The organism is Ruegeria sp. ANG-R (genome assembly GCF_000813985.1).
In the GTDB taxonomy this organism is placed as follows: domain Bacteria; phylum Pseudomonadota; class Alphaproteobacteria; order Rhodobacterales; family Rhodobacteraceae; genus Ruegeria.
The window spans coordinates 211,055-235,443 of record NZ_JWLJ01000001.1 but is presented as its reverse complement, the minus strand read 5'-3'; the positions used below and the strand labels follow the sequence as shown (position 1 = coordinate 235,443).

At 58.3% G+C, this 24,389-nt stretch carries 29 protein-coding genes and 1 pseudogene; 11 read left to right on the top strand and 19 right to left on the bottom strand.

What is annotated here, in order from left to right:
* Nucleotides 1-37 precede the first annotated feature (37 nt).
* The 9 genes from RA27_RS01080 to RA27_RS01040 all read right to left on the bottom strand — a co-directional run bounded on the left by RA27_RS01080 (nucleotide 38) and on the right by RA27_RS01040 (nucleotide 9,879).
* On the bottom strand, nucleotides 38-1,228 hold the full coding sequence (locus RA27_RS01080) for a Gfo/Idh/MocA family oxidoreductase (RefSeq protein ID WP_039534145.1): 1,191 nt from the start codon (nucleotides 1,226-1,228) through the stop codon (nucleotides 38-40).
* Entirely contained in the window at nucleotides 1,221-1,895 is a 675-nt protein-coding gene (locus tag RA27_RS01075; RefSeq protein ID WP_039534143.1) for a hypothetical protein, read from the bottom strand. Before RA27_RS01075 ends, RA27_RS01080 begins: the two co-directional genes overlap by 8 nt.
* Nucleotides 1,885-3,072: a Gfo/Idh/MocA family oxidoreductase gene (locus RA27_RS01070; RefSeq protein ID WP_241483992.1), complete on the bottom strand. Its 1,188-nt coding sequence runs from the start codon at nucleotides 3,070-3,072 to the stop codon at nucleotides 1,885-1,887. Before RA27_RS01070 ends, RA27_RS01075 begins: the two co-directional genes overlap by 11 nt.
* On the bottom strand, nucleotides 3,062-3,898 hold the full coding sequence (locus RA27_RS01065; protein ID WP_241483991.1) for a citryl-CoA lyase: 837 nt from the start codon (nucleotides 3,896-3,898) through the stop codon (nucleotides 3,062-3,064). Before RA27_RS01065 ends, RA27_RS01070 begins: the two co-directional genes overlap by 11 nt.
* Nucleotides 3,895-5,787, bottom strand: a complete 1,893-nt coding sequence (locus tag RA27_RS01060; protein WP_039534138.1) for a sugar phosphate isomerase/epimerase and 4-hydroxyphenylpyruvate domain-containing protein — start codon at nucleotides 5,785-5,787, stop codon at nucleotides 3,895-3,897. The genes RA27_RS01065 and RA27_RS01060 overlap by 4 nt, the downstream gene beginning before the upstream one ends.
* Nucleotides 5,787-7,082, bottom strand: a complete 1,296-nt coding sequence (locus RA27_RS01055) for a TRAP transporter large permease (protein ID WP_039534137.1) — start codon at nucleotides 7,080-7,082, stop codon at nucleotides 5,787-5,789. The genes RA27_RS01060 and RA27_RS01055 overlap by 1 nt, the downstream gene beginning before the upstream one ends.
* Nucleotides 7,079-7,654: a TRAP transporter small permease subunit gene (locus tag RA27_RS01050; RefSeq protein WP_039534135.1), complete on the bottom strand. Its 576-nt coding sequence runs from the start codon at nucleotides 7,652-7,654 to the stop codon at nucleotides 7,079-7,081. Before RA27_RS01050 ends, RA27_RS01055 begins: the two co-directional genes overlap by 4 nt.
* A gap of 30 nt (nucleotides 7,655-7,684) precedes the next feature.
* The gene (locus RA27_RS01045; protein WP_039534132.1) at nucleotides 7,685-8,695 is read right to left on the bottom strand and encodes a sialic acid TRAP transporter substrate-binding protein SiaP; all 1,011 of its coding nucleotides are present in this window, start codon (nucleotides 8,693-8,695) and stop codon (nucleotides 7,685-7,687) included.
* Nucleotides 8,696-8,796: 101 nt separating this feature from the next.
* Nucleotides 8,797-9,879 carry a Gfo/Idh/MocA family oxidoreductase gene (locus tag RA27_RS01040; RefSeq protein WP_039536767.1) on the bottom strand — a complete coding sequence of 361 codons (1,083 nt, stop codon included), beginning with the start codon at nucleotides 9,877-9,879 and terminating at the stop codon, nucleotides 8,797-8,799.
* Between the two features lie 208 nt (nucleotides 9,880-10,087).
* Between RA27_RS01040 and RA27_RS01035 the strand changes: the two genes are divergently transcribed.
* A complete protein-coding gene (locus tag RA27_RS01035) occupies nucleotides 10,088-10,741 on the top strand; it encodes a GntR family transcriptional regulator (RefSeq protein ID WP_039536766.1) in 654 nt (217 codons plus the stop codon).
* Nucleotides 10,742-11,013: 272 nt separating this feature from the next.
* On the opposite strand, the gene RA27_RS01025 is transcribed toward RA27_RS01035, so the two are convergent.
* Nucleotides 11,014-11,457 carry a hypothetical protein gene (locus tag RA27_RS01025; protein ID WP_039534128.1) on the bottom strand — a complete coding sequence of 148 codons (444 nt, stop codon included), beginning with the start codon at nucleotides 11,455-11,457 and terminating at the stop codon, nucleotides 11,014-11,016.
* Nucleotides 11,458-11,494: 37 nt separating this feature from the next.
* A complete protein-coding gene (locus RA27_RS01020) occupies nucleotides 11,495-11,863 on the bottom strand; it encodes an antibiotic biosynthesis monooxygenase family protein (RefSeq protein ID WP_039534125.1) in 369 nt (122 codons plus the stop codon).
* A gap of 101 nt (nucleotides 11,864-11,964) precedes the next feature.
* Between RA27_RS01020 and RA27_RS01015 the strand changes: the two genes are divergently transcribed.
* Nucleotides 11,965-12,465: a MarR family winged helix-turn-helix transcriptional regulator gene (locus RA27_RS01015; protein ID WP_039534123.1), complete on the top strand. Its 501-nt coding sequence runs from the start codon at nucleotides 11,965-11,967 to the stop codon at nucleotides 12,463-12,465.
* Here the strand turns inward: RA27_RS01015 and RA27_RS24000 are convergent.
* Nucleotides 12,444-12,611 (bottom strand): annotated as a pseudogene (locus RA27_RS24000) (TRAP transporter large permease subunit); the annotation flags it as partial. The gene RA27_RS01015 and the pseudogene RA27_RS24000 sit on opposite strands and share 22 nt — an antisense overlap.
* 298 nt (nucleotides 12,612-12,909) lie before the next feature.
* On the opposite strand from RA27_RS24000, the gene RA27_RS24945 reads away from it, so the two are divergent.
* Together RA27_RS24945 and RA27_RS01010 are read left to right on the top strand one after the other, a co-directional pair.
* Nucleotides 12,910-13,050, top strand: coding sequence for a hypothetical protein (locus tag RA27_RS24945; protein WP_343294139.1), 141 nt, complete (start codon nucleotides 12,910-12,912; stop codon nucleotides 13,048-13,050).
* 55 nt (nucleotides 13,051-13,105) lie between these two features.
* Entirely contained in the window at nucleotides 13,106-13,600 is a 495-nt protein-coding gene (locus RA27_RS01010; RefSeq protein ID WP_343294138.1) for a M48 family metalloprotease, read from the top strand.
* Between the two features lie 183 nt (nucleotides 13,601-13,783).
* Here the strand turns inward: RA27_RS01010 and RA27_RS01005 are convergent, their stop codons facing one another.
* The gene (locus tag RA27_RS01005) at nucleotides 13,784-14,044 is read right to left on the bottom strand and encodes a DUF2312 domain-containing protein (protein ID WP_241483990.1); all 261 of its coding nucleotides are present in this window, start codon (nucleotides 14,042-14,044) and stop codon (nucleotides 13,784-13,786) included.
* Between the two features lie 188 nt (nucleotides 14,045-14,232).
* Between RA27_RS01005 and RA27_RS01000 the strand changes: the two genes are divergently transcribed.
* A complete protein-coding gene (locus tag RA27_RS01000) occupies nucleotides 14,233-14,451 on the top strand; it encodes a hypothetical protein (RefSeq protein ID WP_039534117.1) in 219 nt (72 codons plus the stop codon).
* Nucleotides 14,452-14,460: 9 nt separating this feature from the next.
* Here the strand turns inward: RA27_RS01000 and RA27_RS00995 are convergent, their stop codons facing one another.
* A complete protein-coding gene (locus RA27_RS00995) occupies nucleotides 14,461-14,676 on the bottom strand; it encodes a hypothetical protein (RefSeq protein ID WP_039534114.1) in 216 nt (71 codons plus the stop codon).
* Nucleotides 14,677-14,918: 242 nt separating this feature from the next.
* On the opposite strand from RA27_RS00995, the gene RA27_RS00990 reads away from it, so the two are divergent.
* The 4 genes from RA27_RS00990 to RA27_RS00975 are packed head-to-tail and all read left to right on the top strand — an operon-like array spanning nucleotide 14,919 to nucleotide 17,105.
* Nucleotides 14,919-15,782, top strand: a complete 864-nt coding sequence (locus RA27_RS00990) for an MBL fold metallo-hydrolase (protein WP_039534112.1) — start codon at nucleotides 14,919-14,921, stop codon at nucleotides 15,780-15,782.
* Nucleotides 15,783-15,807: 25 nt separating this feature from the next.
* Nucleotides 15,808-16,236 carry a YeeE/YedE thiosulfate transporter family protein gene (locus RA27_RS00985; protein ID WP_039534110.1) on the top strand — a complete coding sequence of 143 codons (429 nt, stop codon included), beginning with the start codon at nucleotides 15,808-15,810 and terminating at the stop codon, nucleotides 16,234-16,236.
* Nucleotides 16,236-16,667 (top strand): DUF6691 family protein, encoded by a 432-nt coding sequence (locus RA27_RS00980; RefSeq protein WP_039534108.1) that lies wholly within the window; start codon nucleotides 16,236-16,238, stop codon nucleotides 16,665-16,667. Before RA27_RS00985 ends, RA27_RS00980 begins: the two co-directional genes overlap by 1 nt.
* Before the next feature lie 9 nt (nucleotides 16,668-16,676).
* Nucleotides 16,677-17,105, top strand: a complete 429-nt coding sequence (locus RA27_RS00975; protein ID WP_039534105.1) for a TIGR01244 family sulfur transferase — start codon at nucleotides 16,677-16,679, stop codon at nucleotides 17,103-17,105.
* Nucleotides 17,106-17,110: 5 nt separating this feature from the next.
* On the opposite strand, the gene RA27_RS00970 is transcribed toward RA27_RS00975, so the two are convergent.
* The 5 genes from RA27_RS00970 to RA27_RS00950 all read right to left on the bottom strand — a co-directional run bounded on the left by RA27_RS00970 (nucleotide 17,111) and on the right by RA27_RS00950 (nucleotide 23,035).
* Nucleotides 17,111-18,217 (bottom strand): flagellar motor switch protein FliM, encoded by a 1,107-nt coding sequence (locus RA27_RS00970; RefSeq protein ID WP_039534102.1) that lies wholly within the window; start codon nucleotides 18,215-18,217, stop codon nucleotides 17,111-17,113.
* A 77-nt stretch (nucleotides 18,218-18,294) separates the two neighbouring features.
* Nucleotides 18,295-20,976: an ATP-binding protein gene (locus tag RA27_RS00965; RefSeq protein ID WP_039534100.1), complete on the bottom strand. Its 2,682-nt coding sequence runs from the start codon at nucleotides 20,974-20,976 to the stop codon at nucleotides 18,295-18,297.
* Nucleotides 20,964-21,284, bottom strand: a complete 321-nt coding sequence (locus tag RA27_RS00960) for a hypothetical protein (protein ID WP_039534098.1) — start codon at nucleotides 21,282-21,284, stop codon at nucleotides 20,964-20,966. The genes RA27_RS00965 and RA27_RS00960 overlap by 13 nt, the downstream gene beginning before the upstream one ends.
* On the bottom strand, nucleotides 21,281-21,661 hold the full coding sequence (locus RA27_RS00955; protein WP_039534095.1) for a response regulator: 381 nt from the start codon (nucleotides 21,659-21,661) through the stop codon (nucleotides 21,281-21,283). Before RA27_RS00955 ends, RA27_RS00960 begins: the two co-directional genes overlap by 4 nt.
* A 78-nt stretch (nucleotides 21,662-21,739) precedes the next feature.
* Nucleotides 21,740-23,035, bottom strand: coding sequence for a helix-turn-helix transcriptional regulator (locus RA27_RS00950; protein ID WP_039534092.1), 1,296 nt, complete (start codon nucleotides 23,033-23,035; stop codon nucleotides 21,740-21,742).
* Between the two features lie 165 nt (nucleotides 23,036-23,200).
* Here RA27_RS00950 and RA27_RS00945 point away from each other — a divergent pair, with 165 nt between their 5' ends.
* Both RA27_RS00945 and accB read left to right on the top strand, forming a co-directional pair.
* The gene (locus tag RA27_RS00945; RefSeq protein WP_039534090.1) at nucleotides 23,201-23,737 is read left to right on the top strand and encodes a helix-turn-helix transcriptional regulator; all 537 of its coding nucleotides are present in this window, start codon (nucleotides 23,201-23,203) and stop codon (nucleotides 23,735-23,737) included.
* Between the two features lie 150 nt (nucleotides 23,738-23,887).
* Nucleotides 23,888-24,385: an acetyl-CoA carboxylase biotin carboxyl carrier protein gene (gene accB / locus RA27_RS00940; RefSeq protein WP_039534087.1), complete on the top strand. Its 498-nt coding sequence runs from the start codon at nucleotides 23,888-23,890 to the stop codon at nucleotides 24,383-24,385.
* Nucleotides 24,386-24,389: the final 4 nt, after the last annotated feature.

The following is a 24,389-nucleotide window of genomic DNA, read 5'->3' as shown; positions in this document are numbered from 1 at the left end:
CTGCCCGAGCGTGTTTTACATTCGTGTTGGCAGAGCCTTAGAGAGTGACCCAGTCACCTCCGGACTGGTGAGAGCGCACAGAGGCGTCAATGAATCGGACACCGTCCGCGCCTTGACCGACGCCGGGATAAGCAAGCCAATCGGCCGGAACAGTAACGCCATCCCGACGCGCGGCGACGGCCATGGCAAATTCCGTATACAGGTTGGCCCAGGCTTCGATAATCCCTTCGGGGAAGCCGCGCGCGGTACGGATCAGACGTTCCGCTCCGGGTCCGATGCCATGCCCGTGACCTCGGCTGATGATACGGTCCGGCTCACCAAACCGATTGAATTTCAGGTGCTCGGAGTTCTCCAGATCCCACTCCAGACCACCTTCGCTCCCAAATATCCGCAACCGCAACCCACCCCGATTTCCGGGGGCAAGGCGCGTCGCCATCAGGGTTCCTGGAACTTCATTTTGGTAACGGGTGAACATGAACACCGTATCTTCCAAAGGCTTTGGCGCGCCGCAGACATGGAACTCGGCCCTCAGGTCGGTCATCGGCAGGCCCGAGACAAAACTGGCGAGATGCGCGGCATGGGTACCGATATCGCCGACACAACTGGTCGGGCCTGAAATCTTTGGGTCCAGCCGCCACTTTACATGAGGCGCATCAGCCACATCGTCGGGCGTCATCCAGTCTTGCATGAACTCAACATGGATTTGGTTGATCTTGCCGATGCCGCCTTCTGCAACGATCTGCCTGGCCTGACGGATCACAGGAAAACACGACATCGCATAGCCGACGGCAAAAACCTGCCCCGTGCGCGCAGTGATCTCCTCAAGCCCATCGGCCTCGGCGACTTCGTTGGTCAAAGGCTTGTCGCACAACACCTCAATGCCCGCCTCCAGAAACGCTTTGGCCGCGCCGAAATGAACGTGGTTTGGGGTAGTGATCATGACGGCATCTACGCCATCCGAGCGTGCCGCCTCGGCCTGTGCCATCTCGTCGAACGACGCATAGCACCTGTCTGCTGGCAGGTACCACTCGGCCCCGCGCGCCTTGCTGCGTTCGGGATCAGAACTGAGAGCGCCTGCGGCAACCTCCCACCGGTCGGTCATCCGCGCAGCCGTTGCTTGCGTGATAGAGATCCGTCCACCGCCAACAACGCCCAGCCGCAAACGGCGAGACAACCGGGGGAATGGGCCGTCAAAGTTCAGGTCTTCGGGTAAAAGTCTCTCAGCCATTCTGAACCTCCATTTCCGGGACCAGTGCACCCTCGGGCAGCATTTCCACCGCCATGAAGATACTGGGGGTAATTGTCTCGTACTGATGCCAGGGATAGTTGCCTTCGGCGTCATACATCGGTTTGTGCGTCGTGCCTGGAGCCATGAATTCTTCTAGATAAAGCGTCTCAACGTCCCGTTCTCGGCATTGCTGCATTTTACCGAAGCCTACGATTTGCGTATGCACTTCGCGAAACCCCGGTACCGGGCAGAACGGATGATCCTTATGCAATCCGACATTCAGCGGCACCGAGCCGGAATGGTACATGGTCAGCCCAACGTTACCCACAAAGACCTTTGGCGACATGTAGTGGCTAACGCCACGCAGACGCTCCTCTTGGCGGATATCAAAAGCAGATGGCCACGTATCTTTCACCCATGCGAACAGCTCATTGTCATCAGCATGGGCGTCGAATCCGTAGACAATTACTGCGCGTACTACGCCTTTGAGTGAGCTATCTTGAACGACAACAGACGAAAGCGGTGCAATGGTTTGATCCTCAACAGAGATATCCCGCTCCCCTAGGTTCAAAACAATTGCACGACCCTCGACAGATATTCTGTCTTCATCGGTGATGTGCTGGACGCGAAAGAATGGCTGAGCAAAGTCGAGTGTCTCAATCGGCATGAACCAATTCCTTCCTCTCATCGTTAAGGAAATCGACCGGCAAAGGCTCCGGAGCCGCGCAACGGCTTTCTATTGTCTGATAGGCGCCAAATTTCGGCGCCCGTTCGATCGCGTCCATGACCTCGAAAACGTGGTAGGCGAGCGCTCCACTTGCACGGGGTTGGCGTCCTTCTTGTGCCGCCAGGGCCAGATCCAAAAGGCCGAGGCCACGGCTGTCTTCGTTAAACCCATGTTTGTTGTCGACCACCTGCCAGTCATCGCGACCGGTTGGACGAGGCTGATGAGACCAGCGTGAGGTCTCCCGCGTTTTTAGCCAGACATCCCCCTGAAAGATGTTGGCACCATGTACCGGGTCAGGATCAGGGATGCTGATGGTGCCGTTTTCACCGTAGATTTCGAACCGCGGAGATTCGCTGTCCCAGACGTCAAAGCTCATGGTCATCGACCCTATAGCTCCGGAAGAGAACTGCAGCAGGCTTAGGGAGTGCGTGTCGACCTCGACGTCCATCCATTCGCCGCTGCGAGGGCCGTTTTCGATCATCCTATTGTCGAAAGTGCGCCGAGCCATTCCGGCAACCCGGTCAACGGGACCAAGGCAGCAGATCATGGCGGTCAGGTAATAGGGCCCAAGGTCCAGCAAAGGCCCTCCGCCCGCTTGGTAATAGAAATCCGGGTTGGGATGATGGCGTTCCGTCCCGTGGGTACCGACATGGGCAAAAACCCCTGTCGGTTTGCCAATGGCACCCTCGTCGATCAAGCGCCGAACGGTCTGCCAGCGACCGCCCAGAAATGTGTCGGGTGCGCAACCGACCAGTAACCCCTTTTCAGAGGCCATGTACAGGATCGCTTTTCCATCCGATCGGTTCATGACCAATGGCTTTTCCGAATAGACGTGCTTGCCAGCCTCCAAAGCGCGCAAGCTGATGTCGGCATGAGCTGCCGGAATAGTCAGGTTCAGAACACAGTCAATTGTCGGATCGTCGAACACCTCATCCGGCGTGCAGGCCTTGGCTATACCGTATTGATCCGCCTTGGCGCGGCTTTCCGAAGGATCGAGGCTTGCGCAAGCCACGACCTCGATGTTCGAGAATTTGGATAGTGTTTTTAGATAGATATCGCTGATACGACCACAGCCAATAAGGCCGACCCGGAAGGATTTCGATGTCTCACCTGTCATCATTCCTGTCTTCGTAGAGGGGTAAGTAATTCGGGGGCATGGGCCCTTTGTTGCGACCGCCCTGGTTCATCTGCTCCCAGGCGTGGGCGAGTATTCCGACTGAGCGGGACAGGCAGAACAGCCCTCGCGACAAGGGCGCAGGAAAGCCAAGTTCACAGAAGATCACAGCTGTCGCGCCGTCGATATTCATGGCAATTGGCCGACCGCCGCGTTGACGGCCGAGTTCGGCCTGAACCTCTTCTCCGATATCGGCAAACCGGCCAGAAACTGTGCCTTCTGCCGCCGCATCTCGAACAAGTTGCATCAATCGTGGTGCGCGTGGATCGACGGGCTTGTGAAACCTGTGACCAAAGCCCGATACAATCTTGCCGTAGGTCTCGCGCCAACGGTCCAAGCCATCCCGAATAGCGTCATTCAGCGAAGCTCCCGCATCCATGCGAACCGCGATATCATAGTACAGCTCGGCGCACTGCTCTCCTGCCCCGCCATGCACGTCGCCCAGCATGTTCACCGCAGTCGCCATCGCATTATTGAGACCTACCCCACAGGTGGCGGCCATACGCGCAGCCGCGATTGAGGGAGCCTGTGGGCCGTGATCCACGCCTGCGACCAAAGCGGCCTCGAACAGGCGTGCCTGAGCATCGCTGGGCAGATTGCCCCGCACCATCAGCCATATCATCTGCGGGAAAGATACGTTCCCGATCAGGTCCTCTATGGCGTTGCCGCGAAAAGCGATCTGTCCGGGTTTCATGTCGATGATGGAGGTACGCCACCATTGGCGAATGGCGCGCTCATCCATTGTCATGTTTTCATCCAACACGGTCATTGAGCCTGCACCCCTTTGAGCGTCTGGGTTTTGCTTTGCGCGGCAAGGCGAATGGGTGCATTGCGCGCGCCATAACCGGCATAGCCCATACGGCGTTCAACGATTTCGAAGAAGAAGCCGTTAAAGATCGGGCGGCTATAGATCTGATAATACTCTGCACCCGCTGCCCGGTCGTAGAGAATGTTGCCCTCGCGCAGTTGGGCGATCAGATCATCATCCAATCCGAATGTCGCTTGCAAATCGGCATAGTAGTTCTCTGGGATCGTCAAACTGGGAAAGTTTGATTTGCGCAACTGATCCGACGTTTCAAAAATATCGTCCGACTGGAAGGCGATGTGCTGAACACCGGCCCCAAACCCATCTTCAAGGAACGAAGCGGCCAGTGTTCGGCGCCCAACGGCCCCGTTCAGGTTCAGGCGCACTTCGCCCTCGGGGCTTTCAATAGCTTGGCTTTGCGCGACGCCGGACGGGTCGGCGACGTTCACGATAGGAGACTTTGCCATCTCAAAAGTCGAGATGTAGTAGAGCAGCCAGCTTTGCATCTCATCATGACGCATGGTTTGGGCCAGATGGTCGATGCGGCGCAGACCGGCAGGTTGGGTGGCTTTGGTTTTCGCGACCGGCTCGAACTCGATATCCCATACCCGATGCAGGTCGGATTTCTCATCGATGAAATGAACGACGTTGCCACCAACGCCCCGAATGGCCGGGATATCCAGTTCCCCTGTTCCCACCGGCTGTGAGAAATTCGGCGCGCCCAATGCGGTCGCCCGCTGAACCGTCTGATCCGCATCCCTGACCCGCAACCCCATGTCACAAACGGAGGGACCGTGACCCAGGAACGCCGAATGGGCAAAACCTTCCTTTTCGGTATTCACAACGATGTTTATCGCGCCCTGCCGCCAGAGCTCGACAGACTTGCTGACGTGTTTTCGTTCCATGCGAAAACACATTGCTGACAGCATGTCTGCCAGCTGCGCGCCGCTTGTTTCGTCGGCTGTAAATTCGACGAACTCAAAGCCTGACGCATAGACGCGTTCCGGTAGATCCGGGATGCCGAAATCGGTTCCCGGCTCGGTCCGGGATACCTCATCCAGGAGGTTCACCAGCGACCTGTAGCTGTCTCGGGCCAGTGTTCGGCCACCGAGTTGCGGCGCTGCTTCGTTGACGCGCGCAATGGACCAAGGCCCCGTGTATCCGGCGCGGGACAGCACCCGTACGAAGCCCGCTAGGTTCAGCGATCCAAGCCCCGGCAAGAGCCCGAAATGCCGCTTGAGCCTGCGGATATCCATTTCAAGCCGGGGTGCATCGGACAGTTGCACATGGAACAGGCGCTCTCCGGGAATGTCTCGAAGGCGCGCGGGCTTGGACCCGTCAGCCAGCGAGAAAAAGGAGTTTAAGGCCAACCCGAAATGCGGGCTGTCAATCGCCTCGACAATGCGCAGCGCCTGTGCGTCCGAGTGGATGAGGTCGGACCATGGCAAGCCCATATAGGCCAGACGTACCCCCATCGCCTTTGCAATCTCGGTCGCTTCGCCAAGGTCTGTGATCACCTGATCTTCGGTGGCGTCGGCGTCCACCTCAAAAGCAGAGCCAATGAGCAACAGTTCTGTGCCCAACTCGCTCATTAGGTCGAGTTTGCGCTTCAGCCGATCAAAGGCGCGCTCCCGACTGCTGCCGAACTGGCCTTCAAGGTTATGGAACGGCTGCAGCAGGCAAATCTTCAACCCGAGATCTGATGCAATCTCGCGAATTTGCGATGGCGACCCGTCAAAGGCGGTCAGATCCGGTTCATGCAGTTCAACTCCGTCAAATCCGGCCCCGGCGATGGCATTCAATTTCTCCGCAAGATCGCCGGGGATCGACGTTGTCGAGACCGAGAGGCACATTACCCCTGATACCCAAACATGCGCGGCAGCCACAGGACCAGATCAGGCATCAGCATCATAATCACCAAGGCGAAGATGAGCACCGCTAGGAAGGCCCAGATTTCCGAGATGATTTCACGCAGCGGAATGTCCGTCACGGCGTTGATCACAAAGAGCAGAATGCCATAGGGCGGTGTGATCAGACCGATCATCGAGTTCACGACGACCAGCACCCCGAAATGCACCAGATCAATCCCAAGCGCTTCGCAAGTGGGAATGAACAGGGGCACGATCACCAGGATGATCGTCGTTGCGTCCAACACGCATCCCAGCGCGAGGATCAGCAGGTTTACGAGGATCAGGAATACAATCGGGCTGACGTCCGAACCCTCCAACAGGGCCGAGATCGACTGCGGTATTTGCTCCTGAATAACAATGAAGTTCAGAATGAACGCGCCGCCAATGACCACCCCGACGGCTGCGGAAGAGCGCGCGCTGTCGACGAAGACTTGATAAAGACCACGAAACGACAGGGCACGATAGAAGAACGCTGCTAGCAACAGGGCATAGAATGCTGCAACTGCGGCGGCTTCGGTCGGCGTGGTGACACCCCCGTAGATGCCATAAAGTAGGATTGCGGGCATCAGCAGCGCCGGAAACGCATTGGCGGTTTTAGCCGGTAACTCGCGTAGTGGAACTGGTTCTTCCAAAGCAAAATTCCGCTTTCCGGCCAGATAGTAGTTCATCGCCATCAGGACGACGCCCATGATCAGGCCGGGCAGAATGCCAGCAAGAAACAGCGACCCGATAGATGCTTTGGAAACGAGCGCATAAAGAACCATCGGGATCGAGGGCGGAATGATCGGGCCGATCGTCGCCGACGCCGCCGTGATTGCGGCTGCGTAGCCCCGGCTGTAGCGGCCATCCTTGGTCATCATTTCAATGATGATCTTGCCAATCCCCGCGGCATCCGCGACGGCCGAGCCGGACATGCCAGAGAAAATCAACGAAGCCACAACGTTCACATGCCCAAGGCCGCCCTTGAACCGCCCGACCGCCGCAACGCAAAAGTTAAGCAGCCGATCCGTGATCGACCCCGCGTTCATGATATTCGCGGCGACGATGAACAAAGGCACAGCAAGCAGGATCGTGCTTTTGTAGAAGCCTTGCAGGATCTTCTCACCCGCCAGCGCGACGTCCAGGCCAGCGACACCCAGATACATCAGTGACGCTAAAAGGATGGAATAACCGATAGGTGTCCCGATGCCTGCCAGAACAAAGAGCGTCAGCAGGCAGGAAAGAAGTTCAAAGCTCATTTGCTTGCGTCCTCGTCGTCTTCCACATCGACCCGCGGATGATCGTCGACCACGTTGAATCCCACGACCATTTCAAGTTCGGTTTTTGGTGGGCCATTGCGCATGATGTCAAAGAACAGCCACGCATACCGCGCGGCGACGACCAGCATGAACACGGCATAGATCGAAAACACGGTGCGCAGCGGTATCTTCTCGCCCGAGAAGGGGTTGCGAACGGTCGCGGTCTTGCGGATCTTCATCCAGTCGATGTAGTCCCAGGTCGGCAGAAAGCTGTAGAGCATCCCGACCACGATTGCCGCTGCCGCCAGCATCGCAAAGACCTGACGGACGCGTCGGGGTACAGACAGATAGATAATGTCGAATTTTACGTGATCCCGCTCGCGCACGATGAAGGCGCAGCTGAAAAAGATCACCCAGACCCAGAGGATGCCGATCAGTTCAAGCGTCCAGCCCGCTGGGGTAAAGAAGTACCGCAGAAGAATTTGCAGTAGGAAGATCAGGAAGATTGCCGCCAGCATCCCGCCGGCAATCGCTTCGGTCAGTCGGGAGAACCCTTTGATAAAGGCTTTCATTGTGGTTCTCCCTCCCTTGTCTTACTGGGCTCAGTTGCCCAAAGCGTTGATTTGGTCCAGAACACCATCCGGCCAAGATCCAGCGAATTCGCTGTCCAGATACATCGACTGTACCTGATCGCGGAACGCGGCGAGATCGGGTTCGTAGATCTCCATCCCCTGCTCTTTCAGGAAGCTTACAAGATCTGCTTCTTTCTGAAGCTGCTTTTGGCGACCCGATTCAGCCGCGGCGTCGGCCGCTTCCTGGACCTTGGCTTGCTGTTCAGGGGTCAGGCTGTCCCAAACCTCTTTGCCGATGGCGATATAGTTCAGGTCAACCAGATGTGACGTCAGAACAATCTGGTTTGTCACTTCGTAGAACTTTGCATCCACAACTGTCGGCAGCGGGTTGTCCTGACCGTCAACAGCACCGGTCGAAAGCGCGGTATAGACCTCCGAGAACGCCATTGGCGTTGGAGCGGCACCCAGAGCCTTACCCAGGAACTGCCATGCATCGGTGCCCGGCATCCGCAGGTTTACGCCCTCCAAGTCGGCTGGCGTAGAAACCGTCAGTTCATCTTTGGGCTGACGCAGGTTCACCTGACGACGGCCCAGATACATGACCGACAGCAGTTTGACGCCCAGTTCTTCTTCGGCCTTCTGCTTGAACGCATCCATCAGCGGATCGTTGAAGACAGCCACCTGATGCGCGGCGTCCTGATGAACATAGCCCGCAGTAAAGATCGAAAACTCGGGGAAGAACTGCGCCAGTTCCTGCGCCGAGGTGATCGACATTTCCAGGTTGCCGCGGCTGATAGCATCCAACTCGGTACCTTGAGCGAAGATGGTGCCGTTATAGCTGGGCTCATAACTCGCGAAGTCCGCGACCATCGGCGCGAAAACCTCGGCCATGGCGACCGAACGTTGATCAGTTTCTGACCCCGACGTTGCAAGGCGAAGTTGTACTTTGTCGTCTGCAAGCGCACCGCTTGTTGCGCTGAACAGAACACCGGTTGCGACCAAGGCTGATACAGCAGCCCGGCGGGTAAGTTTGAAAGTCACTTTTTTCCTCCCTGAGACATCATTGATGCTTCTTTTTGACGATTCCAAGTTTTGACCTATTTTGGGCATTTTGCAAGATTTTTTACAAAATATATGATATTTTATAAAGCCGATACATTTGCAATCGGTGTCTGTCGAAAGCTATCTATCCTGATCGTTTCACCTGTTCTGCAAGAATTCTGAATGGCCTCAATGACTTGAAGCGTTCTGAAACCTTCCCATCCGGACACAATCGGATCTGCTTCGCGCCGAGCAACCTCAACAAAGTGCCGAAGTTGATTGACCAGGGGGTCAGAGGCACCCTTCTTCAGCGCGGTGGATGAGATTGGCGTCCACCAGTCCCTTTGCTCGCTCTGATAACTCCAAAGTCGAAGATCAGGGACGGACAACGACCCATGAGAGCCACCGATCATGTAGCTACTCTCGGTGGTCGAAGGATAGATTGGATATTCCCGAGACGTCATCTCCCAGCTCCATGGGGCAACGATGCTGTCGGACACACTTATGGTCCCTATTGCCCCGCTTTCGAACGTCAACAACGCTCCGGCGACATCTTCGTTGTCGTAACCCCGCTGCGATGCAGCCGACTGAGCCTGTACGGTCATGACTTCTCCGGCCAAGTATCGCAGCAGATCCACATCGTGGACAAGATTGACCGAGATGGGCCCTGCACCGGGTTTCTTTCTCCAGGGCGCAGCATCAAAGTACTCGTCTGGCTTATAGAACCAGCAATTCGCATGGACAGCGCGCACATCTCCAATCTTCCCATCGACAATGGCTTCCTTAGCCGACCGGATCAGAGGATTGTGCCGACGATGATGTCCGACCATCAGTGGTACATTGGCCTTCTCCGCTGCTTGAACAAGCTCAAGTGCAGCGGTGGCTTCCACGGCGATCGGCTTTTCGACAAGAACAGGACAACCATGTCGAACACACGTGAGGCCTTGTTCGACATGAAGCGTGGTCGGGGTCGCCAGAACAGCTCCGTCCGGCGTCTGATTTGCAAACATTTCCTCGAGGGTCTCGTAACATGCGACCCCGTTCTCAACGGCGTAAGCACGGCCTTCATCGCTGGGGTCGACCACCGCGACGAGATCAACATGGCGCAACGCACGGATAGCGTCTGCGTGGCGGCGTCCAACAAGGCCAATGCCGACAATGGCAATGCGAAAGTTCTTAGACACTTTGCTTCCTTCCGGAGGGTCCGGATAATCCCGAAACCAATGATTGCGATCGGGCTGCTTTGCCCAATTTGAGCTTGACCGTATTGGGGTTTTTGCGATTCCGCAATAATGTATGATATTTTTATTTTTACCATACATCAGTTTGGATTGCTGATGTCTCTGAAAAATGCTAATTGAACGAGGAAACCAAGAATATCGGGTGAAACGCATGGCGAAACAGCCGTCCACGATAGGTGCAAGCACCTATCAGCGCATCAAGCGGGATATCATCTTCGGGGAGCTGCAGCCCGGCTCCAAACTGAAGCTGGACGCTTTGAAGGAACGCTACTCGGCAAGCCTTTCGACACTTCGTGAAACGCTGAACAGGCTCGCCAGCGACGGATTTGTCGAAGCTCCCGAGCAACGAGGTTTCCTGGTCACACCAGTTTCACGAGAAGACCTGACCGAGATTTCAGAGCTGCGGGTCCTGTTGGAATGCCACGCGCTTGAGTTGTCCATCGCGAACGGCGACACGGACTGGGAAGGCAACCTCGTTGCCGCACACCACAAACTGCACCTGATGGAACAGCAGCTTCTTAAGGGCGACGAATCCGAGAAAGAAACCTGGAAACGATATGATTGGGAATTTCACCAGGCGATGATCGCGGCCTGCAACTCCAGGAACCTTCTATCTCTGCACTCGATCATTTACGATAAATATCTGCGCTATCAGATGCTTGTGCTGACCTATCGCGGTGAAGAGGCCGTCCAGGAGCATAAGGGTATGTTCGATGCCGCATTGGCCAGAGACGCGGACACGGCCAAGAAGCTGTTGGAAGATCACATCCGAAACGGCCTCGCGCATACCTTGGAGGCTATGTAAGGCGGCATTCTGATTGCGTGCTTCGACGTCTTCAGGTCAATTTGGCAGGGAATATCTCAACATTCTAAATCTAAATTGAGAAGCTTGTGAACGGCGCGAACCCGCCGTTCGCCCAACCTCCAACCTGCTGCGGCAGCAGCCCCATAGCGAACATTGGCTGCGTGAGTAAAAACCGGGGCTTCTCGAACCGGCACTGCGCTGACATAGCGCCAATTCGCTGCGTTTGCTCAAATGTCGGCAATTTGGTCAATGCTTGGGTTGGAACCACATCTTCAGTGCGGCCTCCGAATTTTGCCGGTCATTCGCAAACCATCACGAATGTTCAGTCCCATCATCGTGAGGTTGACTGCCCCGGCGATCAGCTCAACCACCTGAACCAGATAAAATGTGCCGTCAAACTCACCGGCGGCGGCTTTGCCAGCCAGAAACCATGCGGCAGGTACAAGGATCAGCAAGCCGTTCAGCGCAATGACAGGCATTCGGGTTTTCTTGGCTCTCGTGAGGGCATCCTTGCGTTTCCTGCCCATTGCCATGCCCGATCCGCCAGCAATGGCCATTGCCGGGATGAGGATGAACATACCTTTCAGGATCAATGCCTTGACGGTTGCGACTGTTTCATGGCTCGCAAAGAGTTCGCTGGTGGCCGTTGATGTCCAGAAGAGGAGGATCATCACAAAGCCGATGCCCCCCGCGATGGCGTGAATCTTTGTTTTCATAGCGGTTCGCTCAAATTGGCTTTTGGAAAGGATTTCGTCAGGCCGTGCAGCAATTCGGCACGGCAACCTTCTCGAACAGATGGTGGGCGGTCACAGCGCTGGAAGGATAGTGGCTGAGCTGCTGCTGAAACTCGGGGTTTGAAAACGCCGCGCGGAAGTCCGCGACAGACTCCCAGACCGCGTAGTTCAGGTACATGCTGCCGTCACCAACGGCTTTATGCAATTGAGTGCTGATGTAGCCCGGCTGCTTTTTCATCCATTGGGCATCGCTCTTCCAAGCTTCAACCAAGGCGACTTGGTCTACGGGATCGACAGTGAAGAGATTGACGAGAACGACGGGTCCAGCGTCAATGCCCAATTGCCGTTCAATGGGAAACTCGGGGTCGAGGGGTTTGAAACTAACCATTTCGGCGCTCCTTGAAAGTTGCTTCAATTTGGTGTCATATTGTCATATATAGGATCAATAATTCAATTGACAATATGTTGTCAATAAAATGAGGGGCCGATATGCCTGACGAACAAAGGACCAAAGCAGGAGAAGCGGTGACGGCGTTGATACTGGATGTGTTTCGGCTGAATGGTCGATTGCAGCTTGCCGGTGATCGCCTCGTATCAGAACTCGGTCTGACAAGCGCCCGATGGCAAATCCTTGGCGCCATTGCTTATTCTGATCGACCGGAATCCGTTGCCTGCCATGCGCGGACGATGGGTGTTCACCGGCAGGGCATTCAACGGATCGTCAATGAGTTGAAAAGAGAGGGCATTGTGGAACTTCAGCCAAATCCACACCACAAACGCGCGCATCTTGTTGTTCTGACTCAAAAGGGGCAGGAGTTGTACGAAGCCGCGATTGCGAGGCAAATCCCATGGGTGAATGAACTCTCGGAAGGCCTGTCGCCAGATGATATAGCCACAGCGCAGAATGTTGTTGACCGTCTCAAGGCACGCCTCGAAGAGGCCTCAATGCGGCAAGATCAGAGCTCGCCCCCTGAGGGTTCCATGAACTGACCAACGATCAGCAGAATGATGTTGGCGACCACCAGAAACATCACCGCCCCCAAACCCGCAGGCAGCAACGCATTGGCGACTTGCTTCGGGATTTGCTCGGCCATCAGCTCATGTTTCAGGATCAACGCGTTACCGCGAAGTAGATAGTTTTAGGCCGCCGTGTAGCGGAAATTGCGGCCTTTGCTGCGGTCCTCAACGCGGTTCAGGTCGTTTATGAGGGGCGCGCGGACCGGCTGGCCGTTTGGCTCAATGCCATTTGCGATACTTGCCCTTTTGGTGGCAGCCGAATCTTGATGCGGCTGCGCTCAATCTCCCCTGTTATTGGATAACAATTTACATCAGTCCTAAGGTTCGGGATTGGATGCTGATTTATCGACGACTAAGAACTCTATTTCGGCTCTCAAAGAAGTGGAAAGGTGTATTTATGAAGCGGAGTGCTTTGGCATGTGTAGTTTTGTTGCTGGCGGGATGCGCGTCATCCGTGCCTCCGCCATCGGCACCTATACCAAATCCCGGTCGCGTAAGTGCACCGGTCAGCTCACAGCAGGCACAAGTGAGATTTCGACAGGTCGCCTCTCGAATTGAGCCCGTTGCAGAGCGAGAATGTCGCCGCCAAACTCGGGGAGTGAATTGCGATTTTTTGATCCGCATTGATCCAAACAAGAATGCGCCCTCAAACGCGTATCAGAGTTTAAGCAGGTCGGGACGCCCCGTAATCACAATGACTCAAGCGCTGACGCGCAATGTGAGCAATACCGATGAACTTGCATTTGTTATGGCGCATGAGGCCGCGCATCACATTCAAGGGCATTTGGCACGACGGGCCCAAAATGCGGCGGCTGGTGCGGTGCTTTTGGCGGGGCTGGCAACAATTGCGGGGACTGGGCCGAATGACATTGCCGCAGCACAAGATCTTGGAGCCTTTGTTGGCGGGCGAAGCTATTCAAAGAACTTTGAATTGGAAGCTGATCGATTGGGCACGGTCATAGCCTACAAAGCGGGCTATGACCCACTAAAAGGTGCGCTGTACTTCGCACGAGTTCCTGACCCTGGTGATCGTTTTCTAGGCACACACCCCCCCAACGCGCAAAGATACTACGCGGTGCAAGATGTAATGGCTCAGATCGGTCGTTGACCAATTTGCGTTTACGTTTTGCAATCCTGATCTCGGTTCCGCAAAGCTGAGTGATAAGGGGATCTTTCTGCAATATTTGAGGTCCTCACCCTAGTGGGGAGTGCTCCGCCCCAATCTATGGCCAGCATTTTCCTGGCCCAATAACGACATCACTGTTAGCGGTAGGTTGAAACACTATTCTCTTTAGGTCATCCCTAATGCTTCTTTGTACATCTCCAACACAGCTTCTTGCTCTGCGATTTCGTCTTTGTCTTTTTTCCTGAGGCTTACGATTGCTCTCAGCGCTTTTTGATCGTAGCCACGCGCTTTGCTTTCAGAATAGACCTCTCGAATCTGATCCGCGATATCCTTCTTTTCCATCTCAAGGCGCTCAATTCTCTCGACGAACTGCCGCAGTTCTCCGGCTGTAACCTTGTAGCTGTCTTGGACCGAATCCTGTTCCATCATTTACCTCATTAGTTCCACCTGCGTCTCTTCCAGGGGCGGACAACAGGGCGCCGGGTCATCGGGCAATATGCCGGATACATCGGCACCGGCCCGACCGCAAGCGCGCATTCGGCGTGACGGGCTTGTCTGCCCTGCACCAATCCGATAAGCGCGGTCACGGGTTCAAAGGATGAGCGTAGACAACCATGTTCGACATTATCGTCTGGGGCGGGGCCGCCCTGTCAGTGGCCGGGCTTTTCGGTCTTGTCTGGTGCATCCTGCAGGTAATGAAGGCACGTAGGTCCAACCTGACAGATGACGAACTTCGCGCTGCGGTTCAGGGCGTGCTGCCCTGGAACCTCGCATCGCTTTTCTTGTCCGTTCTGGGGCTGATGATGGTCATCCTTGGGATTTCGTTCGGATAACCGAACCGATCAGACCGGCATATTGTCGAACCGTGCCTCCAGTGCATCTTCGCACAACGCGGCATCCAGACGCCTCAGGCGCGAAGGTATCTGAACACGCTGCGCACGCATTTTGTCCAGAACCAAGCTGACGCTGGGCTGAAGCGCCAGACGGGTCTCCAGACACGCACCATGCAGCTTTTCTTCAAGCCGTTCCGCTTCGGTATAAAGATCCTGAGCAGTCATTTCCTTCCTCCCATATGGTGCCAGTGTGCCTGATATAGGTAACGAGATTAAGACCAGCACGAGACCTGACTGAAACATCGCGGAATCTTGCCTGTGCGGGCGAAAAACCGACAATATGCAACAGGTCGCCCAAAGCGTACGCTCAAAATGCACAGATTGCTTTGACAGACATCAATTCGTGATTTGGTACTTTAAACATATTCCGCTATTGCTATATGAATGAAAGCTGAACGGAGAATCCCATGACGCCCATTGTGAAAGCCTTTTTCGACCCCCAGACGTTTACGGTCTCGTACGTGGTGCAGGAGCCCGAGGGTCTGGCCTGTGCCATAATCGACAGTGTGCTGGATTTCGATCATGCGTCGGGGCGCACCGATACCAGCTCGGCCGATCAGATCGTAGAATATGTTGAGGCGCAGGGGCTCAGGGTGGAATGGATACTGGAAAGCCATGTCCATGCCGACCACCTGTCGGCGGCACCTTACCTGCAGGAAAAGTTGGGCGGCAAAATCGGGATCGGCGAGAATATCGTGGTCGTTCAGGACACGTTTGGCAAAGTCTTCAACGAAGGCACCGAGTTTCAGAGGGATGGCAGCCAGTTTGATGCTCTGTTCGCCGAGGGCAGCAGTTTTCACATCGGCCAGATGCGCGGGGACGTCCTGCATACGCCGGGCCATACACCTGCCTGTATGACCTACGTGATTGGCGATGCGGCCTTTGTGGGCGATACGTTGTTCATGCCGGATTTCGGCACTGCGCGCTGCGATTTTCCCGGCGGGTCTTCGGAGGACCTTTTTGCCTCGATCCAGAAGATTCTGTCTCTGCCGGATGAGACGCGGATTTTCGTGGGCCACGACTATAAGGCACCCGGTCGCGATGAATTCGCGTGGGAAACCACGGTGGGCGAACAGAAGGCACTGAACGTTCATATCGGACAGGGCCGCAGCATCGAAGAGTTCGTCGAAATGCGCGATGCCCGCGACGCGACCCTAGCGATGCCGCGTCTGATCCTGCCCTCGCTGCAGGTCAACATGCGGGCCGGCCAAATGCCGCCGGCTGATGAACAGGGCGACGTTTTCATGAAGATTCCCGTCAACAAGCTGTGACGCGGAAGCGGGAGAGGAACCTGTCATGAACGTAGAGTGGCTGTGGGGGCTGGCGGGTGGTCTGCTGATCGGGTTGGGTGCCGCCGTGTACCTACTGTGCAATGGTCGCATCATGGGGGCCAGCGGTATTCTGGGTGGGCTGGTCGAACGCAACGACCGAAGCGCCACGACCGAACGGCTGGCCTTTGTAGCCGGCCTGATCGGAGTGCCGTTTCTGCTGCGCCCGCTGATCGCGCCACAGGCGCAGACTCATCTGACCGGCGATATGGCGATCGTCATCCTTGCAGGATTACTGGTCGGGGTTGGCACGCGCATCGCCAATGGCTGCACCTCGGGTCATGGGGTCTGCGGCATATCGCGGTTCTCGCTACGCGGGATCGTCGCCACGGTGTTCTACATCCTTGCGGGCGGGCTGACGGTGGCGCTGTTTCGCCATGCTCTGGGGGTAATCTGATGCGGGGTCTGTTTGCCTTTCTCGCAGGGTCCCTGTTTGGCACCGGCCTTCTGATATCGGGCATGACCGATACCACAAGGGTCCAGGGCTGGCTGGATGTGTTCGGCAATTGGGACCCGACACTGGCTTTCGTCATGGGCGGGGCGATTCTGCCCATGCTGGTGGCGTGGCGGCTGACACGGAACCGCGCACCTCTGGTGGTTGACCGCTTCCCTGCCCCGCCTCGCGCTGAGCTGGACCGCCGCCTGATCGTCGGGTCGGTTTTGTTCGGGGTCGGCTGGGGATTGGCGGGTTTGTGCCCGGGCCCCGCGATGGCGTCGCTGAGTTACGGCGGCGTTGGCGGAATTGTGTTCCTGATTGCGATGATTGCGGGCATGTTTGCGGCACCAAAACTCGGGGCGCAACTGGACAGGGTGGCCAACGCGGCCTAAGCACTTGCCATGGAGATTCGACCGATCACACCCCGCTATGCCGTCTCGCCCCAGATCTCGGTCGAGGACGTGCCAGCCATCGCCGAGGCAGGATTTGTCAAGGTAATCTGCAATCGTCCAAATACCGAAGTGCCGCCGGATCAGCAGTCTGATGCAATCGGGCAGGCCGTGCGCGATGCAGGGATGGAATACGAAGTGCTGGAGTTGACGCACCAGACGATGACGCCGGAAAATGTTGCCCTGCAACGCGATCTGGCCGAAAGCTGTGGCGGGCCGGTGCTGGCGTATTGCGCGTCCGGGACCCGATGCTCGGTTGTCTGGGCGCTGGGGCAGTGCAACCGGCTAAGCACGGACGAAATTCTCGATGCAACCGGCAAAGCCGGCTATGCGCTTGACGGGCTTCGCCCGGCGCTGGAGCAGTTGCGCGAGCAAGGCTGAGCCGCCTACCCGTCGCGATCACCTGCGGGTGCCGGCAAACCGGCTAGGTGCGAAATTTCAGCAACCCTTTGATTGGAACTGGCAGACAACAGGTCATCCGGGTCCAGCAGAGCGTCATCCACCGCCGGGTCTCCGCTTACGATATCCTCCGGGATCTCCGATGTAAGCATATCCTCCATGGGCGGGGAAACCGGGCCGGTCCTGCTGGCCAGAAATGTCTGCCCGCCATCGGCTGGCAGCGCAGGGGCCGGGCGCTGTTCGTTGATCCGAACCGCGCGCATTCCCCCGCATTGCCCCAAACGCCCGATGGCCATGCGGGTGCGGTCGATTGCAAACACTTCGACCCGATCCACCCGCGCGCCCTGCAGCGGCAGGACGTCCCCGACGGACAGTTCCGACAGCGAGGTCAGCGGCAAGGACATTCGGCTGATCACGGTGTTCAGTTCCGCCCGCATCACGCCTGACGCCTGATCCAGACTCAGGCCCGATTGCGCAGACTCCTCTGCCTGTTCTTCGTCAGAGAGCGGGCGTTTGGGCAACAGGATACAAACCTCACCCTGCCGGGCGCCCCCGGCAAGTTCGACCGTCAGATCGAACACACGATAGGCTTCATCCACCAGTGCAAGGATCAGGCTGCGCCGGTCTTCGGCCCGTGAGGCAAACTCATACCCCGACAGGCTGGCCACATCCGCAGAGGTTTCGACCAGGTTCACCGCCCGGCCCAACATATCCTCGAGCAGCGGTGCAACCATGGCCGCGTCCGTATCTGTGAAGGCGCGCTCGGGCGGTGGATCGGAGGTGACCATTGCAATGGTCTGCTGCTGTACGATGGCCGACACGCATCCGGGGTTCAGACACACCGCCGCAACGCCGCCCTGATCTGAGGTGAAGATCAGCAGCAGCCAGCCATCGTGAAGCCGCCCGGCCATATCCTCCTGTGCGCGCACGGCCTGTTTTGCCCCGATGACCGACAGCGCCAGCCCCATGCCCTCGCCGGCAGCGCGCGCGAGCCCCAGCCGCAAAGCCCGCAGAACGGATCGGGGCGTGTCGACAGCACCTTGCTGCTGCGCTGAAAGCTTGCGCGCCAAAGCTGTATCGACCCGATCCGTCATCGCCCCGTTCCGCCGTTTGCAAAGGTTCCGACGCTTGGTGTAACCCGGTGACCGTTACGAATGTCTTTATGACATCCTCATTGCGCGGCCTGACGGTAGGCCAGTGGCAGGTTGACGCGGAAGGCCGCGCCCCCCTGACCGGGCAGATAGGCGACGTCACCCCCAAGGCGCTGCATGATCTCGCGGCAGATCGCCAGCCCCAGCCCGGCCCCGCCCGCCTTGTCGGACCCAACGCGCGCGAATTTCTCGAACACCATCGACTGCGCCTCGGGCGGAATGCCACCGCCATTATCGGTGAAATCAATCACCACCTGCCCCCCGACATCATGGGCAGAGATTGTCAGCACGGGCTCAGCCGCGTCACAGTATTTCTGGGCGTTTGAGATCAGGTTGATGAACACCTGCCCCAACCGGTCCAGATCGGTGTGCAGCGGAATCCGTTCACTCGCGCGGACCCGCCGTACGCTAAGCTTGCGATCCCCGCCGGCCAACGCGCTTGAAACCGCACGATCCAGAACCTCATTCAAGCTCGCGTCGCCCATGTTCAGACTGACCTGTCCGCTTTCCAGCACGCTCAGGTCCAACAGATCGTCCAGCAGCCGGGTCAAACGCAGCGCCTCGTCGTGAATGATCGCGGCATAGCGGGTCTGTTCGGCCTCGCTGAGCCCGTCAGTGTCGCGCATGATCTCGGAAAACGCGCGGATCGAGGTCATGGGCGTGCGCAGCTCATGGCTGACCTGGCTGAGAAACGCGTCTTTCTGCATCGAAACCTGCGTGAGCTTTGCGTTTGCCTCGCGCAGCTGGCGTGCGGTGCGGCTGAGTTCGGCCGATTTCGCCTCAAGCTGGCTGGAGTATTCAAGCATCTGCGCGGATTCGTCGGCCACGGCCAGCAGGTCCTCGACCGAGACGGACGCCCCGCCCACGATCTGGCCGATCATCGCATGGGCCGTCGCGGCACCGACCGAGCCGCTGAGTTCGCGTTCCAGCCGCTCCAGAAACTGCGGTGTGGGCTCGGGTAGACGTCCGGGGCGGCCATTCTGACGCTCGGCCTCAGCCTGAAAGAACTCCTGCGCCGGATTGGTGCCCAGAATCCGCTGTGTCATGATCATCAGGTCTTCGCTTTGCGCCACCGAACCCGTCCAGCCACGCGGTGCGGCTGAATGGTCAAAGACGTTGACGAATTGCGCGCCCTGCAGGCGTTCCAACGGGCTTGGGAAGCTGAGCATTGAGGCGACGCAGAATGCGATCGTATTCAGTGACAGCGACCACATGACCGTGTGCACCATCGGGTCGATCCCATCGATTCCAAAAAGCGCCTGCGGGCGCAGCCACCCCCAGCCGAAGGGGCCGTTTTCGATTACCGAAGCGGGGATGATCCCGCCCTCCATACCGGGCAGCAGCAGGGTGTATATCCAGAGAAGGAATCCGACGCTGAGCCCGACCAGCGCCCCGGTCCGCGTGGCACCGCGCCAGAACAGGCCACCGACAAGCGCGGGCACGATCTGGGAGATACCCGCGAAAGCCACCAGACCGATCGAGGCCAGCGCGGCCCCGCCGCCCGACAGCCGGTAGTAGAAATAGCCCAGCGCCATGATCACCGCGATGGACACCCGCCGCGCCATCAGCACGATGGTCCGGACGTCGCCCGAGACCGACGCTGTACCTTCCTGTGTGTTCAGCCAGATTGGCATGACCACATGGTTCGAGACCATGGTCGACAACGCCATGGCCGTGACGATCACCATCGACGTGGCCGAGGAGAACCCGCCAATGAAGGACAGCATCGCCAACCAGTCATTGCCTTGCGACAGCGGCACGGTCAGCACGAACAGGTCCGGGTTCGATCCCTCAGGCATCAGGTCCAGCCCGACCACCGCAATCGGCACCACGAACAGGCTCATCAACAGCAGATAAAGCGGAAAGGCCCAGGCGGCGGTGCGAAGGTGGCTTTCGTCATCATTCTCGACCACCATGACCTGAAACATCCGCGGCAGGCAGACAAATGCCGCCGCCGAGAGGAAGATGAAGGTGGTCCAGCGACCCGCATCCACATGCCATTGACCGATCTCGGAGGCGTCAATCTGGTCCATCATCGGCCCCAATCCGCCAGCGATCCCCCAAACGACGAAGATGCCAACAGCTAAAAGCGCGAACAGCTTGACCACTGATTCCAGCGCAATAGCGGTGACAACACCGTGGTGGCGCTCATTGGCATCCAGATTGCGGGTACCGAAGAGGATCGCAAAGACGGCCAGACCGGCAGCCACCCAGAACACGCTGGAGCCTTCGCGGTAGAGGCCGGTGGGATCGGCCTCGGCAAAGATCGAAAAAGACAGCGTGATCGACTGCAATTGCAGCGCGATATACGGCGTGCCGCCCAGCACCGCCAAGATGGTCACGCAAACCGCCAGCGTGTTGGACTTGCCGTAGCGCGACGAGATCAGGTCAGCGATGGATGTGACACGCTGGCTGCGCCCGATCCGCACCAGCTTGCGCAGGCCCCACCACCAGCTGATCATTACCAATGTCGGGCCCAGATAGATCGTCACGAACTCCAGCCCGGACCGCGCGGCGTTGCCGACCGCGCCATAAAACGTCCATGCGGTGCAATAGATCGACAGAGAAAGGGTGTAGATCAGCGGGGACCGCAGCCATTTTCCACCCCCGCGCGCGGCAAGACGATCTGCCGCAAAGGCCACGCCGAACAGCAGCACCACATAGCCCAGACAGACCAGAATCAGGATATTCAGCGTTGCCATGGCTCGGCCTCGGGTTCGGCATCTTCGCGCGCGGCCATGCGTCGGGCGGCGATGCCGAAGACCACGCTGATCAGGATCAGAACACCCCAGCAGGCAAAGATGTAGAACATGGCCGACGAGAGCGGCAAAGCCTCGGCCGCTTCGCTTTCATCGGGCCACAGCAGAGGCAGTGCAAGCATGGCGGCACCCAGAAACGGCAACAGCCGTGCCGCATCCGCCAGCCTGCGCCTGCGGTAACTTTGCCGTTCCAAAAACAGCGAGGGCCGGACCGGCGCGGGCCGACCTTTGCCGTCGCCCGGGGAACTCATGATTGCGACGCCTGCGCGTGCAGATCGCGCACCGCCGTCAGAACCTCGGTATTCGAGAAGGGTTTGGTCATGAAACGGCTGACCCCGGCCTGTTCGGCCATCTCCCGATCGCGGGATTGGCCGCGCGCGGTCAGCATCAGAACCGGCAGCACCTTCATCTCGTCATGCTCGCGCAGATCACGCAGCACATCCATCCCGCTTTTGCCCGGCAGCATCACATCCAGAATCACCAGATCAGGCCGGGCGGCCAGAATCACCTGCACCGCATCCGTCCCCTCGGCATGGGTCTCAACCTGCCAGCCTTCACGCGTCAGCAGAAACCGGATCGCCTCGGTGATATTGGGCTCATCCTCGATCAACAGAACCTTGCGGCTCATATTTGCATGTCCTCCCCATGACCGGTTGCGCGTCCAGCCACCTGTCGGACCCAGACTAAGCGCTGTGTCACGAAACTGTCAAAACCCTTCGCTCAGGATCGATGGTTCGCGCCGCGCGCTGCAATCGCGTTTTGGACATATGCGGCAACTGGCCCCGGCCTGCGCCGCGGTTTCCGTTGGCTGCACCGTATCTTCGACCGGTAGCACCAGCATGACCGAACGATAGACCGGCTCGGCCCCGAAAGCCTTTGCCGGTTGTGGGGTTGCGATGGCGAAACATTCGAACTCAGCCGCCGTTCTGCCAAGCTGGACGACCCGTTGTCGGACCGGAACTAAAGGCCGGTTCAGCGCTGTGAACAGCGGCCAGAGCGGACACGCCTCACCATGGCGCGGCAGGGCGAACCCCGGAGCGGGCTTGTAGAACAGAACGCTGCCCGAGGCGTCGCAGATCACCAGCCCTGCGGGACGGGCCAGCGTGCCCTCGGGCAAAAACGCCAGCCGCCGCAGCACCGCGGCCAGATCCACCGCGAAAGTGGCGGCCAGCGCCAGCGGGTCGGGATTTGCTGCATCAAGCGCCGCGCAGACCTGATCCAGCGGCATGACGCGCGCATCGGCTGCGTAGAGATCCAGCAGATCCGAGGCCACGGTTCTGGCCGCAGTCGAGCCCAGCGCATCAAGCGGAGTGTCGTCGGCTTGCCCCCCGGCTTCGAGTGCGGGGAAATGAAACCCCTGTTCGGCAAAAAACGCTTCGACCGCATCCAGAGGGATGCCGCGCAGATCGCGTTGCCCGTCGCTGTCATCGAGATAGGTTACCAGTGCCTTGGAGCTTTCCGCCAGCCGTTCGGCATCCTGATGCAGGTTGCGATGGAAACGGTCGCGCCATTCCGCCTCGATCTCTCCGGGTTCGGCCAGAATCGCGGCGGTCGAGCGGATGGCGGCTGCGGTCGAGAGCACCTCGTGCATCGAAGCCGCCAGATGCGGGTCGTGGGTCAGCCGGTCCGACAGAGTTTCCACGGTGCGTTCCAGTGACACAACACGGCGGTGCATCTGGGCCAGAACCCCGGACCAGCCGGGAAAGCGCCCGGCGAATTCCTCAAGCCCGTCGACCTCGGCCTTTTGCCCCACCGCATCCGCCGCCGCCTCGCGCAGGGCGGAGATGAGCGTCTCTTCGATCCCTTGCGTCAGCAGTGACGGCTCGACCGACAAGGCCGCCGCGATGTCGACCAGCAGTTTGCCCCCGATGCGGCGGCGATTGTGCTCGATCAAATTCAGATACGAGGCCGAAATCCCCACCTGTCGCGCCAGCTCGGCCTGACGCAGCCCCGAGATTTGCCGCCTTTCGCGTATCCGGCTTCCGGTCAGGGTGTCTCGCATCACGTCCGTTTCCTTGGCTACCGCATATGGATTTGCAGAATAACTGCATGATTTTTATCTGTTGCCACCAAATTTTCAAAGCGGATTTACAACCTTCACAAATCCCGTCGGGCGAAACCGCTACCTCCCCTTCTCTTTCCGCCCAATACGCGTCACCATGAGACCATGAGCGACCCCGCCTTCGAATACGCACCCATCGGTCTTGTCGAGCTTGAAAACCGGATCATCCGCCGCTGCAATCTGCAATTCGCGCGCACGTTCGGCGGGGATGAGAGCGATTATCGTAACATGCCGCTGCTGCATCTCTACCCGTCGGTCGCTGACTGGGAGCGGATCGGTGCGCGCAGCCTGCAGGTGATGCGCGACACCGGGTATTACACGGACGAACGGGTGATGCGGCGGCGCGACGGAGACCTGTTCTGGTGCCGCGCGCGGGGGCGGTCGCTGACGCCGGACGACCCGTTCCGGCATGGGATCTGGAGCTTTTCGGACATCTCGGAAGAGCGCCCGCTGGTTCAGTTAACCACCCGCGAACGCGAGGTGGCGATCCTGTCCTGCCGCGGCTTGTCCGCCAAGGAAATTGGCGTCGAACTGGGGCTGAGCTATCGTACCATCGAAGCCTATCGCGCCCGCCTTCTGGAGAAATACGGCGCCCGGAAACTGCCCGAACTGGTTGCGAAACTGTCAGGAACGCCGCTGTAATCGCAACCGCCCTCGCAATTAACGCAAAAACCCCCATTTAACAGGCTCAGACGGCGCTTTTCATGGCCGTCTGCATGGCTTATAACGCTGCGTAATCAGACCAAGCCCGCAGGGAACAGACGGGCCAAAGGGGAACCTTCGAGGACACTCATGACAGATACCAAACACGAAGCGGATGTCGCGTTTATCAAGGCACTGGCCGAACTGCTGCGCGAAAACGACCTGACCGAACTGCAGGTCAAACGTGAATATGGCGAGGAAGACAGCCTGAATGTCCGCGTGAGCCGTATGTCGCAGGCTGTCGCTGCTCCGGTACAGGTTGCGGTTCCTGCGGCTGCGCCTGCAGCACCTGCTCCGGTTGCCGCCCCCGCCGCTGCTGAAGCCCCCGCTGCCGTTGACGATCCCGCAAGCCACCCCGGCGCCGTGACCTCGCCCATGGTGGGCACCGTTTACATGCAGCCCGAGCCGGGTGCGCCCGCGTTTATCTCGGTAGGCGCTTCGGTGTCCGAGGGCGACACGCTGCTGATTGTCGAAGCCATGAAGACCATGAACCACATCCACGCGCCCAAATCGGGCACCATCAAGCGCATTCTGGTCGGCGATGGCGACGCTGTTGAATTCGGCACGCCTCTGGTCATCGTTGAGTAAGGCG

Coding starts and splice junctions, on each gene's coding strand:
- RA27_RS01015 (WP_039534123.1), top strand. CDS start 11,965: ATGCCTGACGAACAAAGGACCAAAGCAGGAGAAGCGGTGACGGCGTTG.
- RA27_RS01070 (WP_241483992.1), bottom strand. CDS start 3,072: ATGACAGGTGAGACATCGAAATCCTTCCGGGTCGGCCTTATTGGCTGT.
- RA27_RS00970 (WP_039534102.1), bottom strand. CDS start 18,217: ATGACGGATCGGGTCGATACAGCTTTGGCGCGCAAGCTTTCAGCGCAG.
- RA27_RS01005 (WP_241483990.1), bottom strand. CDS start 14,044: ATGGAACAGGATTCGGTCCAAGACAGCTACAAGGTTACAGCCGGAGAA.
- RA27_RS01035 (WP_039536766.1), top strand. CDS start 10,088: ATGGCGAAACAGCCGTCCACGATAGGTGCAAGCACCTATCAGCGCATC.
- RA27_RS00965 (WP_039534100.1), bottom strand. CDS start 20,976: ATGGCAACGCTGAATATCCTGATTCTGGTCTGTCTGGGCTATGTGGTG.
- RA27_RS00950 (WP_039534092.1), bottom strand. CDS start 23,035: ATGCGAGACACCCTGACCGGAAGCCGGATACGCGAAAGGCGGCAAATC.
- RA27_RS01080 (WP_039534145.1), bottom strand. CDS start 1,228: ATGGCTGAGAGACTTTTACCCGAAGACCTGAACTTTGACGGCCCATTC.
- RA27_RS00995 (WP_039534114.1), bottom strand. CDS start 14,676: ATGACTGCTCAGGATCTTTATACCGAAGCGGAACGGCTTGAAGAAAAG.
- RA27_RS01065 (WP_241483991.1), bottom strand. CDS start 3,898: ATGACCGTGTTGGATGAAAACATGACAATGGATGAGCGCGCCATTCGC.
- RA27_RS01025 (WP_039534128.1), bottom strand. CDS start 11,457: ATGAAAACAAAGATTCACGCCATCGCGGGGGGCATCGGCTTTGTGATG.
- RA27_RS01000 (WP_039534117.1), top strand. CDS start 14,233: ATGTTCGACATTATCGTCTGGGGCGGGGCCGCCCTGTCAGTGGCCGGG.
- RA27_RS00945 (WP_039534090.1), top strand. CDS start 23,201: ATGAGCGACCCCGCCTTCGAATACGCACCCATCGGTCTTGTCGAGCTT.
- RA27_RS01055 (WP_039534137.1), bottom strand. CDS start 7,082: ATGAGCTTTGAACTTCTTTCCTGCCTGCTGACGCTCTTTGTTCTGGCA.
- RA27_RS01075 (WP_039534143.1), bottom strand. CDS start 1,895: ATGCCGATTGAGACACTCGACTTTGCTCAGCCATTCTTTCGCGTCCAG.
- RA27_RS00975 (WP_039534105.1), top strand. CDS start 16,677: ATGGAGATTCGACCGATCACACCCCGCTATGCCGTCTCGCCCCAGATC.
- accB (WP_039534087.1), top strand. CDS start 23,888: ATGACAGATACCAAACACGAAGCGGATGTCGCGTTTATCAAGGCACTG.
- RA27_RS01050 (WP_039534135.1), bottom strand. CDS start 7,654: ATGAAAGCCTTTATCAAAGGGTTCTCCCGACTGACCGAAGCGATTGCC.
- RA27_RS00960 (WP_039534098.1), bottom strand. CDS start 21,284: ATGAGTTCCCCGGGCGACGGCAAAGGTCGGCCCGCGCCGGTCCGGCCC.
- RA27_RS00955 (WP_039534095.1), bottom strand. CDS start 21,661: ATGAGCCGCAAGGTTCTGTTGATCGAGGATGAGCCCAATATCACCGAG.
- RA27_RS00980 (WP_039534108.1), top strand. CDS start 16,236: ATGCGGGGTCTGTTTGCCTTTCTCGCAGGGTCCCTGTTTGGCACCGGC.
- RA27_RS01020 (WP_039534125.1), bottom strand. CDS start 11,863: ATGGTTAGTTTCAAACCCCTCGACCCCGAGTTTCCCATTGAACGGCAA.
- RA27_RS24945 (WP_343294139.1), top strand. CDS start 12,910: ATGTGTAGTTTTGTTGCTGGCGGGATGCGCGTCATCCGTGCCTCCGCC.
- RA27_RS00985 (WP_039534110.1), top strand. CDS start 15,808: ATGAACGTAGAGTGGCTGTGGGGGCTGGCGGGTGGTCTGCTGATCGGG.
- RA27_RS01060 (WP_039534138.1), bottom strand. CDS start 5,787: ATGTGCCTCTCGGTCTCGACAACGTCGATCCCCGGCGATCTTGCGGAG.
- RA27_RS00990 (WP_039534112.1), top strand. CDS start 14,919: ATGACGCCCATTGTGAAAGCCTTTTTCGACCCCCAGACGTTTACGGTC.